Annotated in this window: 12 protein-coding genes and 1 other RNA gene; 4 read left to right on the top strand and 9 right to left on the bottom strand. The window is 47.6% G+C overall.

The genetic code is table 11. From position 1 onward, the window contains the following. Window positions 1–4: 4 nt before the first annotated feature. From ubiH to EKN56_RS02850, 3 genes are all read right to left on the bottom strand, one after another. Window positions 5–1,186, bottom strand: a complete 1,182-nt coding sequence (gene ubiH, locus EKN56_RS02865) for a 2-octaprenyl-6-methoxyphenyl hydroxylase (protein WP_130590428.1) — start codon at window positions 1,184–1,186, stop codon at window positions 5–7. Beyond that, entirely contained in the window at window positions 1,183–2,499 is a 1,317-nt protein-coding gene (gene pepP, locus EKN56_RS02860) for a Xaa-Pro aminopeptidase (protein ID WP_130593574.1), read from the bottom strand. The genes ubiH and pepP overlap by 4 nt, the downstream gene beginning before the upstream one ends. A 1,253-nt stretch (window positions 2,500–3,752) precedes the next feature. Next, window positions 3,753–4,322, bottom strand: a complete 570-nt coding sequence (locus EKN56_RS02850; RefSeq protein WP_130590426.1) for a YecA/YgfB family protein — start codon at window positions 4,320–4,322, stop codon at window positions 3,753–3,755. A gap of 296 nt (window positions 4,323–4,618) precedes the next feature. On the opposite strand from EKN56_RS02850, the gene zapA reads away from it, so the two are divergent. From zapA to EKN56_RS02835, 3 genes are all read left to right on the top strand, one after another. Further along, window positions 4,619–4,948 carry a cell division protein ZapA gene (gene zapA / locus EKN56_RS02845; protein WP_130590425.1) on the top strand — a complete coding sequence of 110 codons (330 nt, stop codon included), beginning with the start codon at window positions 4,619–4,621 and terminating at the stop codon, window positions 4,946–4,948. A 104-nt stretch (window positions 4,949–5,052) separates the two neighbouring features. Further along, window positions 5,053–5,236, top strand: a non-coding RNA gene (gene ssrS, locus EKN56_RS02840) — 6S RNA. 37 nt (window positions 5,237–5,273) lie between these two features. Next, window positions 5,274–5,861, top strand: coding sequence for a 5-formyltetrahydrofolate cyclo-ligase (locus tag EKN56_RS02835; RefSeq protein ID WP_130590424.1), 588 nt, complete (start codon window positions 5,274–5,276; stop codon window positions 5,859–5,861). A gap of 68 nt (window positions 5,862–5,929) precedes the next feature. Here the strand turns inward: EKN56_RS02835 and serA are convergent, their stop codons facing one another. Further along, window positions 5,930–7,162 (bottom strand): phosphoglycerate dehydrogenase, encoded by a 1,233-nt coding sequence (gene serA, locus EKN56_RS02830; protein ID WP_130590423.1) that lies wholly within the window; start codon window positions 7,160–7,162, stop codon window positions 5,930–5,932. 291 nt (window positions 7,163–7,453) lie between these two features. After that, entirely contained in the window at window positions 7,454–8,113 is a 660-nt protein-coding gene (rpiA, locus tag EKN56_RS02825; RefSeq protein ID WP_130590422.1) for a ribose-5-phosphate isomerase RpiA, read from the bottom strand. Window positions 8,114–8,262: 149 nt separating this feature from the next. On the opposite strand from rpiA, the gene EKN56_RS02820 reads away from it, so the two are divergent. Beyond that, window positions 8,263–9,156: a LysR family transcriptional regulator ArgP gene (locus EKN56_RS02820; RefSeq protein WP_130590421.1), complete on the top strand. Its 894-nt coding sequence runs from the start codon at window positions 8,263–8,265 to the stop codon at window positions 9,154–9,156. A gap of 8 nt (window positions 9,157–9,164) precedes the next feature. On the opposite strand, the gene EKN56_RS02815 is transcribed toward EKN56_RS02820, so the two are convergent. From EKN56_RS02815 to pgk, 4 genes are all read right to left on the bottom strand, one after another. After that, the gene (locus EKN56_RS02815; RefSeq protein ID WP_130590420.1) at window positions 9,165–9,881 is read right to left on the bottom strand and encodes an oxidative stress defense protein; all 717 of its coding nucleotides are present in this window, start codon (window positions 9,879–9,881) and stop codon (window positions 9,165–9,167) included. A 142-nt stretch (window positions 9,882–10,023) separates the two neighbouring features. Then, on the bottom strand, window positions 10,024–10,650 hold the full coding sequence (gene argO, locus EKN56_RS02810) for an arginine exporter ArgO (RefSeq protein WP_130590419.1): 627 nt from the start codon (window positions 10,648–10,650) through the stop codon (window positions 10,024–10,026). Between the two features lie 193 nt (window positions 10,651–10,843). Next, window positions 10,844–11,920 carry a class II fructose-bisphosphate aldolase gene (fbaA, locus tag EKN56_RS02805; protein WP_130590418.1) on the bottom strand — a complete coding sequence of 359 codons (1,077 nt, stop codon included), beginning with the start codon at window positions 11,918–11,920 and terminating at the stop codon, window positions 10,844–10,846. 97 nt (window positions 11,921–12,017) lie between these two features. Then, a complete protein-coding gene (gene pgk / locus EKN56_RS02800; protein ID WP_130590417.1) occupies window positions 12,018–13,181 on the bottom strand; it encodes a phosphoglycerate kinase in 1,164 nt (387 codons plus the stop codon). Between the last annotated feature and the right edge of the window lie 138 nt (window positions 13,182–13,319).

Here is a 13,319-nt window from a genome sequence, read left to right as displayed (position 1 = left end):
TGTCCTATCGTTTAACCCAGCCAAGGGTTCTGTGCGCTAAAGGCAGCCGGAGTAACTCACAGCTGTCCATGGCCATTAATCCAAGATTTCTTGCCACTACCAGTGGCCCATAACGATTAGCAAACAGGTGAATCAAGCCGTCCGTCAGGCCAATCGTTGCCTGCTGATCCGGCCGGCGGCGTTGATTATAACGACGCAATACACCATAACTACCCGGATCTTCCTGCTGTTCAACCGCCTGAGATAATGTCTCGGCAAGCGACATCACATCCCGTAGCCCTAGATTAAACCCCTGCCCGGCAATAGGATGCACCGTTTGCGAAGCATTGCCAACCAGAACCAAACGATGGCTCACCGACTGACGCGCAGTACGTAAACGTAGCGGATAGCTGGTCCGCTGCCCTGCCGAAACAATTTCTCCCAGACGCCAGCCAAAAACCTGCTGGAGTTGTTTAACAAAGGTTTGATCGTCCCATGCCATGGCCTGCTGCTGTTGAGCCGGTTCCATACACCATACCAGCGACATACGTCCTTTTGACATAGGCAGCAATGCCACTGGCCCCTGAGGTGTAAAACGCTCAAAGGCTTTTCCCTGATGGGGTAAGGCGGTAGTGACATTCGCAATCAGTGCGATTTGCTGATAATTCTCTTCGCTCCACTCCATACCCAGCGAGGTAGCCACCGAGGAGAAAGAGCCATCGGCTGCCACTAAAAGCGCCGCCGACAGGTTCTGACCATTATCTAATGTTACCTGAACCCGGGAAGTGTCACGTTGGGTTTCGACCACTTTAGCCGGGCAATGCAGTGTCACATTGGGTGCTTTTTTCAGCAGTGAAAACAGTCGATTACCAACATCGTGCAGTTCCACCACTTGCCCCAGCGCGGGTAAAGCATAATCGTCAGATCGTAATGTTACCATGCCGCTATGGCCGCGTTCGGTCACTAACACCGTTTTAATTGCCGTCGCACAATCCGCCAGTGCAGGCCAGATCCCAGCGCGAGCCAGTTGCTGACAGGTTCCCTGAGCTAGCGCAATGGCGCGAGCGTCAAATCCCGGGTGTTCTGCATTCTCGGGCAGTACGGCCTCCACTAAATCAATATGGATTCGGCCTTTACTCAGCGTTGACAGCGCTAAAGCCAGCGTTGCTCCCGCCATGCCGCCGCCAACAATAATCACTGAGTTCATTGCTGTGCTCCCGCCATCAGGGCTTCGATATCATCCGGATCTTTCACCACGCCCGCGGTTAAAATTTCACAACCCTGTTCGGTAATCAGAATATTATCTTCAATACGAATTCCAATACCACGGAACTTAGCCGGTACATCCGCATCGGGAGCAATATACAGCCCCGGTTCGACGGTCAGGACCATCCCCGGTTCTAACAGGCGATCGCGAGTGGAAGAGCCATAATTACCGACATCATGAACATCCAGTCCTAGCCAGTGGCTCAGACCGTGCATATAAAAGCGCTGATGAACTTTATCTGCCATCAGTTGTTCCACATCACCTTCCAGTACGCCAGCTTCCACCAGACCCTGTAACATAATGCGGATCACTTGCTCATTGGCGTCGCGAATACTGCGTCCTGAGGTAAGCAATGAAATGGCTTTATATTGAGAGGCTAATACAATGTCATAAATAGTGCGCTGTGCCGGACTAAACTTACCGTTAATCGGGAAGGTACGAGTGATGTCACCGGCATAACCGTAGTATTCACATCCGGCATCGATCAGTACTAAATCGCCCTCTTTTAGCGGTGATTCATTTTCGGTGTAGTGAAGAATGCAGCCATTTTCCCCTCCGCCAACAATGGTGTTATAAGCCGGATAGCGAGCACCATGGCGAGTAAATTCGTGGTGAATTTCAACCTCAAGGTGATATTCAAACATACCGGGACGGCATCGTTCCATGGCTCTGGTATGAGCTTTAGCGGTAATCTCACCGGCTTTGCGCATGACGACAATTTCTTCCGGTGATTTAAACAAACGCATCTCATGCAGCCATGGGCGCCAATCCGTCATGGTTGCCGGTGCGCGTAAGTTCTGGCGGCTGCCGCTGCGTAAAATATCCAGCGCCATAAATACGATGCTATCCGCATAGTCATACTGCCCCTGCGCGTGGTACACCACATCAAGGCCATTAAACAGTAAATGAAGCTGCTGATGGATATCATCATAAGGCAGTGCGCGATCGACCCCCAGCTTTTGCGGAGCCGCGTCCTGCCCCAGACGGCGACCAAACCAGGTTTCTGCATTTAAATCACGTACCCGATTAAACAGCACGCTGTGGCTGTGGGTTTCATCACTTTTAATCAACACCAGCGCGGCTTCTGGCTCATTAAAACCAGTGAGATACCAGAAGTCGCTATTCTGACGGAAAGGATACTCTGAATCAGCACTGCGGGTTCTTTCCGGCGCAGCAAAAATAATCGCCGCACTCCCCGAAACCATCTTCGAGAGCAGAGCCTGACGGCGGCGCTGGAATTCAGATAACGTAATCATAGTTGCTGTCCTTTCGCGGTTTGGATTGATGAAAATTTTATTGGACTGTTGCAAATTGCCACGGAGCCCAGCCGAAAGACCGGTTGTACTTTAGATCAGAGAACGTCGGGCCTAGCCCGCCGATGAACTTCTTTTACTGTTAGCTACTGTGGATATTCCGGCCGTAAAAACGGTGTTGCTCATATCGCCTTTGTGCCCGGCCGGAAGACCATCTGTATTCTGGTTCGGAGAGCGTCGGGACTGGCCCTCCGATGAACTTCTTTTACTGTTGGCTACGGTGGATATTCCGGCCGTAAAGATAATATTGCGCATATCGCCTTTGTGCCCGGCCGGAAGACCATCTGTACTTTAGTTCGGAGAGCGTCGGGACTGGCCCTCCGATGGATATCTTTTGCTGTTAGCTGCTGTGGATATTCCGGCCGTAAAAATAGTATTGCTCATATAAGCATGGTGCTCGGCCGGAAGACCGTCTGTACTTTAGTTTGGAGAGCGTCGGGCCTAGTCAGCCTAGGGGCGCTCCGGCAGCTAAAGCTGCTACGACCCCAACGGCAGCCTCTCCCTCCGATTAGCAATGCTAACTGCCAACCAAACATTTCATTCGGGCATTTAATATTTATATTTTGCCCTTTGCCCTTTGCCCTTTGCCCTTTGCCCTTTGCCCTTTGCCCTTTGCCCTTTGCCCTTTGCCCTTTGCCCTTTGCCCTTTGCCCTTCAGGTTAAAGCATCCGAATGTTGCCTCAGCCAATAAAAAAGTAGCACGACCAACATGGATGTTGGTCGAGGCGCAGCGACGTCGGGAGCGGCTCTGCGCCGGTGCGTCAGCTTTTTTATTGGCTGAGGTTGCCGCCGCAATGCGGCGGTCAACAGTCGGCTGCGCAGGCGCGGGGAGTGCAGAGGGGCGTTCGCCCCAACGCCCCTTTGCTCGACGCAAACTCCGCTGTCGAGACAAACACAGCTCTTAAAGCGGCGAAACCTACACTGAACCAAACAGCATCAGCTTTTTTATTGGCTGAGGTTGCCGCCGCAACGCAGCGGTCAACAGTCGGCTGCGCAGGCGCGGGGTGTGCAGAGGGGCGTTCGCCCTAACGCCCCTTTGCTCGACGCGAGCACCGCTGCCGAGACAAACACAGCACGTAAAGCGGCGAAACTTACACTGAACCAAACATTCAAACAACGACGTCGGGGCGGCTCTACGCTACTGTGTCAGCTCTTAAAGCAGCAAAATTCACACCGAGCCAAACATCAAAACATTAATGTAATACCGGCTTCTCCACCCCAGCCGTCCCCGGCTTAACAAACTCGTTATGACACAACATCGCTGCCATTCTCACATACTCATGAATCTCTGCCAGTGAGCGTTCCAGCTCATCCTGGTCTTCATCTTCTTCATACCCTAGCTGAGCAATATTACGCAGATCGTCAATCGCTTCGCCGGTTTCCCCTTTTACTTGTGCCAACTTAGGCTGCATCATTCCCAGCCCGAGTAAAAAGTGGTTAACCCAGCCTGACAGGGCGTCAATACGTTCAAAAACTGAACTTTCGTCATCGGGTACCAGCAGGTCGAAGTCAAAACCTTCATCTTCCAAATCCTGCTTGGTCACATCATACAGCTGCGTCACCATATCCTTTAGCGGATAACCAAACGCGATACCTTCATTGGTCAAATCATGGACCATCACTGTCCAGCTACTATCATTGCTACCACCGCACAGTAAACCACTAATCAGGCCGTGCATTTCTGATGCAGTCATCCCGATATGATGCTGTGTCAATGTTGTATTCAGTGTTTGATAAGAGGGAAGCGTGTTCTCGGCCATCATGAATGATTCACCACCATAGGTAAGGTCAGATAAGATAATGCTATGCTACCACCAACCGCAGATCCGATTCCATAAAAGGCATAAACCTTAAGTACTTTCTCCCTGTATTTGTCAGGGGAATATCTGTCTTTTAATCATAGTCTGAAGGTTGCGTCCCACACAAAGCGATAGTTTGGTATAATGGCCGTAGTTTGTTAGATTAGTGATATCTGTTTTATTTATTCGTCTCTTAGTTGATTGGGTCCTCCGGGTTTTCCATACAAAGAGCACAGGTCGAAATTCGGCAGGAAGGTGACATGTCAGCACAACCGGTAGATTTACAAATTTTCGGCAGATCGTTACGGGTAAACTGCCCACCAGAGCAAAAAGAGGCTCTGAATAAGGCCGCAGAAGACTTGAGTCAACGCCTACAGGACCTGAAGGTTCGTACTCGCGTGACCAATACAGAACAGTTGGTTTTTATTGCTGCGCTAAATATCAGCTATGAGCTGGCTCAGGAAAAAAATAAAACTGATGATTATGCTAAAAATATGGAAGAGCGAATCCGCACCTTACAGCATACAATTGAACAAGCTTTAGTCGAACAGAACCTGATATCGAAACGTCAGGGTGCAAAATTTGAATAAAACCCATATACTCTTTTATAAATGTTGTTATAGTTAATGTGTGGTTGGTCGAACAGATTAACTAACCAAGAATCATAGAAAACGTCATGTACGGTTTCTGAAAAAATTCTCTGAGGTGTGCGTTATCGGGCCAGTCCCCTGAGCCGATATTTCAAACCAACAGAATGTGGATTCCTACAATTTGTGTGCATGCCCGGTCCGTCCGGGAAGCCTGATAACTGTAAATTCATGTTCACCTTGAACCAAGGGTTCAAGGGTTACAGCCCGGGACGGCACCTCGGAGTCCTATCTTCTCTGTTCATCCTTTGATATAAGCGTATCCGGTATGACCTTTGAGATTTCCGCTCGTCAGGTACTCAGAAAAAAAGTACGCCAACTGCGCAACAGCTTAACCCCGGACCAACAACACTCAGCCGCTCAGATACTGTGCCAAAAGCTGTGCGATCATCCTAAAATTAAATCAGCTCAGCACATCTCCCTGTTTCTCTCTTTTGACGGTGAAATCGATACCCGCCCATTGATTCAGGCGCTCTGGCAACAAAAGAAATCGCTTTACCTGCCGGTTCTACATCCTTTTAGCCCAGGTCATTTGCTGTTTTTACACTACACGCCAGAAACGCCAATGATTTCACACCCTTTTGGCATTCAGGAGCCGCGGCTTAACGTTCAGTCGGTTTTACCCGTGTCACAGTTGGATGTCATTATTACGCCGTTGGTTGCTTTTGATGCACAGGGAAATCGTTTGGGAATGGGTGGGGGTTACTATGACCGAACGTTGAAAAACTGGCGTAATCATGGTTTCTGGCCCATCGGAATTGCCCACGACTGCCAACAGGTCGAGGCTTTATCTTGTGAGGACTGGGATATTTCTCTACCGGAAATTATCACTCCTTCTCGCGACTGGCGTTGGTAAAAATCATCTCAGGCAAAACGGCAAAATAAAGGCGGCTAATCAGCCGCCTTATTCACAATCAATCCCGATTAGAACAACAGTCTTGCACGAATGGTGCCCTGAATCGATTTCATGTGCTCCAATGCTTCATCTGAACGATCGGTTTCCACATCGATAACCACATAACCAATATCATTATTGGTTTGCAGGAACTGAGCTGCAATGTTGATACCCTCTTCCGCAAAGATATGGTTAATCTGATTCAGAACCCCTGGGCGGTTTTCATGAATATGCAGTAAGCGGCTGACATTTTCACTTGGTGCCGGCAGGGAAACTTCCGGGAAGTTAACCGCAGAAAGCGTTGAGCCGTTATCAGAATATTTTGCCAGTTTGCCAGCCACTTCATTACCAATGTTGGCTTGTGCTTCCTGAGTCGAACCACCGATATGCGGTGTAATCAACACATTATCAAAAGCAGTTAATGGCGATTCAAACGGATCCTGATTGGTTGCCGGTTCGGTTGGGAATACGTCCAGAGCGGCCCCTGCGATATGATTACTTTCCAATGCGCTACACAATGCCGGAATATCTACTACCGTACCGCGTGAAGCGTTGATCAGCACAGACCCAGGCTTCATCAGCGCCAGCTCTTTATGTCCCATCATATTCTTAGTACTGGCGGTTTCCGGTACGTGTAACGTCACCACATCGCTCATATTTAGCAGATCGGATAAGTGGCGTACCTGAGTAGCATTTCCCAACGGTAGTTTGTTCTCGATATCGTAGAACATCACGTTCATACCGATAGATTCTGCCAGAATACCCAGTTGGGTTCCGATATGGCCGTAACCGATGATCCCCAGGTTTTTACCCCGGGCTTCAAAACAGCCGACCGCCAGCTTGCACCACTCACCGCGGTGAGCTTTGGCGTTAGCTTCAGGAATACGGCGCAGTAACAATAGGATTTCCCCTAACACCATCTCTGCAACGGAACGAGTATTGGAGAATGGTGCGTTAAACACAGGGATACCACGTTTAGCGGCTGCATGCAGATCCACCTGATTGGTACCAATACAGAAACAACCAATGGCTACCAGCTTCTCTGCGGCGGCCAGAATGTCTGCACTTAAGTGGGTGCGGGAACGAATACCAACAAAATGCGCATCACGAATAGCGACTTTCAGCTCTTCATCATCCAGTGCACCTTTATGGTATTCAATGTTGGTATAACCCGCTGCACGCAGGTTATCCACCGTACTTTGATGAACACCTTCCACCAGGAGAAACTTAATTCTCTCTTTTTCTAACGATACTTTTACCATCTGCTGAACCTTGCCCTAGTGATTATTATATAGACCCTGTCTAACCAACATATCAAAAATAGAAGTTACGGCAATACAATCGATTGCTTATATATCAGTAGAAGGCGTAAGTGAATGTTTTAATTTAGGTGGTTTATTCTGCCGCTGATAGAGAAGAGCAGCGTCTTAACGTTAAGATAATGCTAAGTGTGATATATATCACCAAATTAATATTTTTTTAATTATATGTAATAATTTTTGAACATTTCCCCGAATTTTATAGGGTTATATAAAATTCGGGGAATCACATCATTACGACTCAATAACTTTTACACCATCAGCGGTACCAATCAACGCCACATCGGCGCCGCGGTTCGCAAACAATCCTACGGTTACTACACCAGCGATACTATTTATCTTATTTTCCATCGCCACGGCATCCATAATTTTCAGGTTATGCACATCCAGAATGATGTTTCCATTATCGGTAACCACACCCTGACGGTACTCCGGCATTCCTCCCAGTTTTACCAGCTCTCTGGCAACATAGGCTCTGGCCATAGGGATCACTTCTACCGGCAGAGGAAAAGCCCCCAGAATATCGACCTGTTTAGAACTGTCGGCAATACAGATAAATTTGCGGGAAATCGCTGCAATGATCTTTTCTCTGGTCAGCGCTGCCCCGCCACCCTTGATCATTTGCATATGGCCGTTAATTTCATCGGCGCCATCAACATAGATATCCAGTGAATCCACTTCGTTGCAGTCAAAAATCTGGATTCCTAACTTCTTCAGTTTTGCCGTGGAGTCGTTGGAGCTGGAAACAGCCCCTTCTATTTGATCTTTTATTGAACCTAACGCATCAATAAAATGCGCAGCAGTTGAGCCAGTTCCTACGCCTACAATGGTTCCCGGACGCACATATTTCAGTGCCGCCCAGCCTACTGCCTTTTTCAGTTCATCTTGAGTCATGGTGAAATCTACCTAAGCTGTCAAAAATGTGATTATTATAGAGTAACCCACGAGACGAAACAGTTAAACCTGTCAGAAACATACGATAATCTAAAAAGTATGGCATAGTGATAGAGAGACGGTCTGATTAAAACGGAGAATACTTAGGAATGAAACGCCCAGATTATCGCGTACTTCAGGCGCTGGATGCGGTTATCCGTGAGCGCGGGTTTGAACGTGCAGCGCAAAAATTATGTATTACACAATCAGCCGTATCTCAACGCATTAAACAGCTTGAATACCTGTATGGTCAGCCACTGCTGATCCGTACCGTTCCCCCACGTCCTACCGAACAAGGGCAAAAGTTACTGGCTCTCTTACATCAGGTAGAATTACTGGAAGATGAATGGCTAAGCGATGAAGGCAGTGCTGACTCTCCGTTACAGCTCTCCCTTGCCGTTAACGCCGACAGTCTGGCAACCTGGCTATTACCAGCGCTAAAGCCGGTATTATCTGATTCTCCGATTCGTTTAAATCTACAGGTTGAAGATGAAACCCGAACTCAGGAACGCTTACGTTTAGGGGAAGTAGTGGGTGCAGTGAGTATTCAACCTCAGGCGCTGCCGCGCTGTCTGGTGGATCAACTGGGAGCATTAGACTATATTTTCGTGGCATCACCTGACTTTGCTGAACGCTATTTTCCTAACGGCGTAACTCGCTCCGCATTACTTAAAGCGCCTGCGGTTGCGTTTGACCATCTGGATGATATGCATCAGGCATTCTTACAGCAGAACTTTGACCTGCCGCCAGGCAGCGTACCCTGCCATATTGTTAGCTCTTCAGAAGCCTTTGTACAGTTGGCAAAACAGGGAACCACCTGCTGCATGATCCCACATCTGCAAATTGAGCGAGAGCTGGCTAACGGTGAGTTAATGGATTTGACACCGGGCCTGTGCCAGCGCCGGATGCTTTACTGGCATCGTTTCTCGCCAGAAAGTAAAATTATGCGGGGAGTCACTGACGCCCTGTTAAGCTACGGGCGTCAGGTATTAAGACAAATCTGATTACGCGATTAACGTTGAATATCAAATACGACGTCAACCTGATCGTTAAAGCTGATGCTCTGCTGCTGGTATGTTTGATCAATACCGCTGGCAGAGACAGCATCAGATTTATAAGCACGCATCATCGGCACCGGCATTGGGTTAGCGGCACGATAGCGAATGCTAAACACCGGCCCCAACTTAACGCCAAAGTCTTTTGCTAACTCTTCTGCCTGCACTTTGGCATTCTCAACCGCTTTTTTGCGGACTTCATTACGATAAGTATCATCTTTAGCTACGCCCAGCGTCACATCGCGGATCTCATTCAGACCTGCGCTTAATGCGCCATCCAGCAAAGTGTTTAGCTTGTCCAGTTGACGAACGGTAACTTTTACCTGACGAACCGCCGCATAGTCTTTTACCACTTTGCTGCTGTCGCTACTGTTTGGATAGTTGTATTCCAGCCGGGTCTGGATATTAGCGGCATCAATATCCGCTTTGGCAATGCCATTTTTCTCCAGAAACTCCATATATTTAGCAACACGCTCATCGTTTTGCTTTTTCGCTACCGCAGCATCTTTATCAGATACTTTTACCTCGATCAGCAAGGTTGCCATATCCGGCTGAACTTCAATGGTTCCGGTACCTGAAGTTACAATATGCGGACCATCGGGCACTTCTGCTGCCTGCATCGTCATCGGTAACATGGCAACCACAGCTGCCATCGCCAGCGCTTTTAATTTCATGAACTCTCCTCGGAAAGAATAACCTGACGGCACAAAATCTGTGCCGTCAATGTATAACCGAACCAATGATAGAATTATCCGGCACAATGGCAACAGAATTTACAACATCCTGACGTTCCGTTTACTCAGGATGAATATTGGCTCAGGCAAGCAGCCCTGAAAACGCATGTCTGGCCAACTGTATGGCGATCACCCACATCACCGAGCCAACCACCAGATTGATACCACGCTGAGCCTGACTCTTCTGCAACCAGGGTGCCATCCATGCTGCCAGCAGTGCCAATGAGAAAAACCAGATAATTGAGGCCGTTACCGCACCGATGACAAACCACAATCTCAGGTCACCAAACTGCTCTCCCAAACTGCCTAATACCACCACCGTGTCCAGATAAACATGTGGATTTAGCCAGGTGACCGCCAGAACCGTGGCGATAATACGATAGCGCGTCTGCAAGGTCTGGTTATCCATACTGAAGGTATCAGAATTGGGTTTCAATGCCTCGCGAAAAGCCCCCCATCCGTACCAAATTAGAAAGGCGACGCCAGCCCAGGTTACCAGTTGCAGCAACAGCGGTGACTGAGCCAATAACGCCCCACCGCCAAACACGCCCAGAGAAATTAAAATGGCATCACTGATGGCACAGAGTGCTGCCACCATCACCGGATATTGACGACGAATTCCCTGGGACAACACAAAGGCATTCTGCGGCCCAATAGGCAGAATCATTGCCATCCCTAATATAATTCCCTGAAAATAGGCTACCAGCACGTTATTCCTCGCTTTAACTCTTCACAAATTACATCGGGCGATAGACTAACGGGTGACGATGATAATGAGAAATGGATAATTCTTATTACTCATTAGGTGAGGCTAATAATCAAATAAGAATGGTTTTAATGAATGCAAAAAAAACACCGGCTGTTTCCAACCGGTGTTGATTAATCAATTAAAGCAATAACGATTACAGTACGTTTTCGCAATTCAGTTCTTTGAATGCTTTTTCTAAACGAGAAATCATCGTTACCTGACCGGCACGTAACCACGCGCGTGGGTCATAGTATTTTTTGTTTGGTTTATCTGCGCCTTCCGGGTTACCCAGTTGGCCTTGCAGGTAGCCTTCATTTTTCTTGTAGTATTCCAGAATACCTTCCCATGTTGCCCATTGGGTATCGGTATCGATATTCATTTTTACTACACCATAGCTAACTGCTTCTTTAATTTCTGCTGCAGTTGAGCCAGAACCGCCGTGGAATACGAAATCCAGGCTGTTGTGCGGCAGGTTATGTTTCTTGGAAACATATTCCTGAGAGTTGTGCAGAATTTTTGGCGTCAACTGTACGTTACCTGGCTTATAAACACCGTGAACGTTACCAAATGAAGCAGCAATGGTGAAACGTGGGCTAATAGCACTTAACTTCTCGTAAGCGTAATCCACGTCTTCTGGCTGAGTATAGAGCGCAGAGTTATCCAGATGGCTGTTATCCACGCCATCTTCTTCACCACCGGTACAACCCAGTTCGATCTCCAGCGTCATGCCAATCTTAGCCATACGCTTCAGATATTTACTACAAATCTCAATGTTTTCTTCCAGCGACTCTTCTGACAAGTCGATCATATGGGAAGAGAACAGCGGCTTACCGGTTTCTGCAAAGTGTTTTTCACCCGCATCTAACAGACCATCTAACCATGGCAGTAATTTTTTAGCACAGTGGTCAGTATGCAGAATCACTGGCACACCATAATGTTCAGCAACCAGATGCACATGTTTAGCACCGGAGATTGAACCAACGATAGCATTGCCCTGACCTTCCAGTTTCATCCCCTTACCGGCCATGAATTGAGCACCGCCGTTAGAAAACTGAACAATGACCGGAGCACGAACTTTTGCAGCTGCTTCAATAACCGCGTTGATAGAATCAGTACCTACGCAGTTAACTGCAGGTAATGCGAAATTATTCTCTTTAGCAATTTTGAATACTTTCTGAACATCATCACCAGTGATAACACCCGGTTTTACGAAATCAAAAATTTTAGACATGATACTTGTCCTATTTTTCATTGGTTATTGATGGATAAAATAATTTTACCCTATAAATAATAGAAGAAACGGGAGGCAAGCCTCCCGTCTTATCGAATTAACCCTTTGCACGCTCTTCTAACATCACCACTGCTGGCAGTTTTTTACCTTCAACGAACTCAAGGAAAGCACCACCACCGGTTGAGATATAAGAAATTTTATCTGCGATACCAAACAGATCGATCGCAGCTAACGTATCACCACCACCTGCGATAGAGAATGCATCACTCTCAGCAATAGCCTGAGCAACGATTTCAGTTCCTTTACGGAAGTTAGGGAACTCAAATACGCCTACCGGGCCATTCCACAGGATAGTTTTTGCTTTTCTCAGGATTGCTGCCAGCTCTTCCGCTGAAGCATCACCTAAGTCCAGAACTTGTTCATCATCTTTAATGTCAGCAACAGATTTCATGGTTGCTGGCGCAGTTTCAGAAAACTCAGTTGCCACACGCACATCGGTAGGAACCGGAATATGGCAGGTTTCCATCAGTTTTTTCGCTTCAGGAATCAGATCGGCTTCATACAGTGATTTGCCCACATTGTGGCCTTGAGCCGCGATAAAGGTATTCGCGATACCACCGCCAACCACCAGTTGGTCAGCAATCTTAGACAGAGAACCTAATACCGTCAGTTTGGTTGATACTTTAGAACCACCAACGATAGCGACCATTGGACGAGCCGGATTACCCAGCGCTTTACCCAATGCTTCCAGTTCATCAGAAAGCAACGGACCCGCACAGGCAACCGGTGCATATTTTGCGACACCATGAGTTGACGCCTGAGCACGGTGAGCAGTACCAAAAGCATCCATTACAAACACATCACACAGCGCAGCATATTTCTTAGATAACGTCTCTTCGTCTTTCTTTTCGCCTTTATTGAAGCGAACGTTTTCCAGAACCACTAACTCGCCTTGTGCAACGTCAACACCATCCAGATAATCTTTAGCCAGACGAACCGGAGATTTGATGGCATCTTTCAGATAATTCACAACCGGTAACAGAGAAAACTCTTCGTTATATTCACCTTCAGTTGGACGACCCAGGTGAGAAGTTACCATAACACGAGCGCCTTGTTTTAAGGCTAATTCGATAGTTGGCAGAGATGCACGAATACGGGCATCAGAGGTTACTTTGCCATCTTTTACTGGTACGTTGAGATCTGCACGGATAAGTACACGTTTACCCGCTAAATCCAGATCGCTCATCTTAATTACAGTCATTGTGAATCCTCTTGTTAATTCTCTCAAAGTTACCTGAGCCCGGCACGCATTGCCGATACTCATATATTCCGATGGTTGACGCTTTCCGGCAGTATCCGGCTCTGTCTCACCAAAGATTGCTACTTTTAACAAAAATCA

This window comes from Limnobaculum zhutongyuii (genome assembly GCF_004295645.1).
Taxonomy (GTDB): Bacteria; Pseudomonadota; Gammaproteobacteria; order Enterobacterales; family Enterobacteriaceae; genus Limnobaculum; species Limnobaculum zhutongyuii.
This window is presented reverse-complemented; position numbering and strand designations above follow the sequence as displayed.

Excerpts from the sequence above, each read along its gene's own strand:
- ubiH (WP_130590428.1), bottom strand. The coding sequence starts at position 1,186 with ATGAACTCAGTGATTATTGTTGGCGGCGGCATGGCGGGAGCAACGCTG.
- EKN56_RS02850 (WP_130590426.1), bottom strand. The coding sequence starts at position 4,322 with ATGATGGCCGAGAACACGCTTCCCTCTTATCAAACACTGAATACAACA.
- zapA (WP_130590425.1), top strand. The coding sequence starts at position 4,619 with ATGTCAGCACAACCGGTAGATTTACAAATTTTCGGCAGATCGTTACGG.
- EKN56_RS02835 (WP_130590424.1), top strand. The coding sequence starts at position 5,274 with ATGACCTTTGAGATTTCCGCTCGTCAGGTACTCAGAAAAAAAGTACGC.
- serA (WP_130590423.1), bottom strand. The coding sequence starts at position 7,162 with ATGGTAAAAGTATCGTTAGAAAAAGAGAGAATTAAGTTTCTCCTGGTG.
- rpiA (WP_130590422.1), bottom strand. The coding sequence starts at position 8,113 with ATGACTCAAGATGAACTGAAAAAGGCAGTAGGCTGGGCGGCACTGAAA.
- EKN56_RS02820 (WP_130590421.1), top strand. The coding sequence starts at position 8,263 with ATGAAACGCCCAGATTATCGCGTACTTCAGGCGCTGGATGCGGTTATC.
- EKN56_RS02815 (WP_130590420.1), bottom strand. The coding sequence starts at position 9,881 with ATGAAATTAAAAGCGCTGGCGATGGCAGCTGTGGTTGCCATGTTACCG.
- fbaA (WP_130590418.1), bottom strand. The coding sequence starts at position 11,920 with ATGTCTAAAATTTTTGATTTCGTAAAACCGGGTGTTATCACTGGTGAT.
- pgk (WP_130590417.1), bottom strand. The coding sequence starts at position 13,181 with ATGACTGTAATTAAGATGAGCGATCTGGATTTAGCGGGTAAACGTGTA.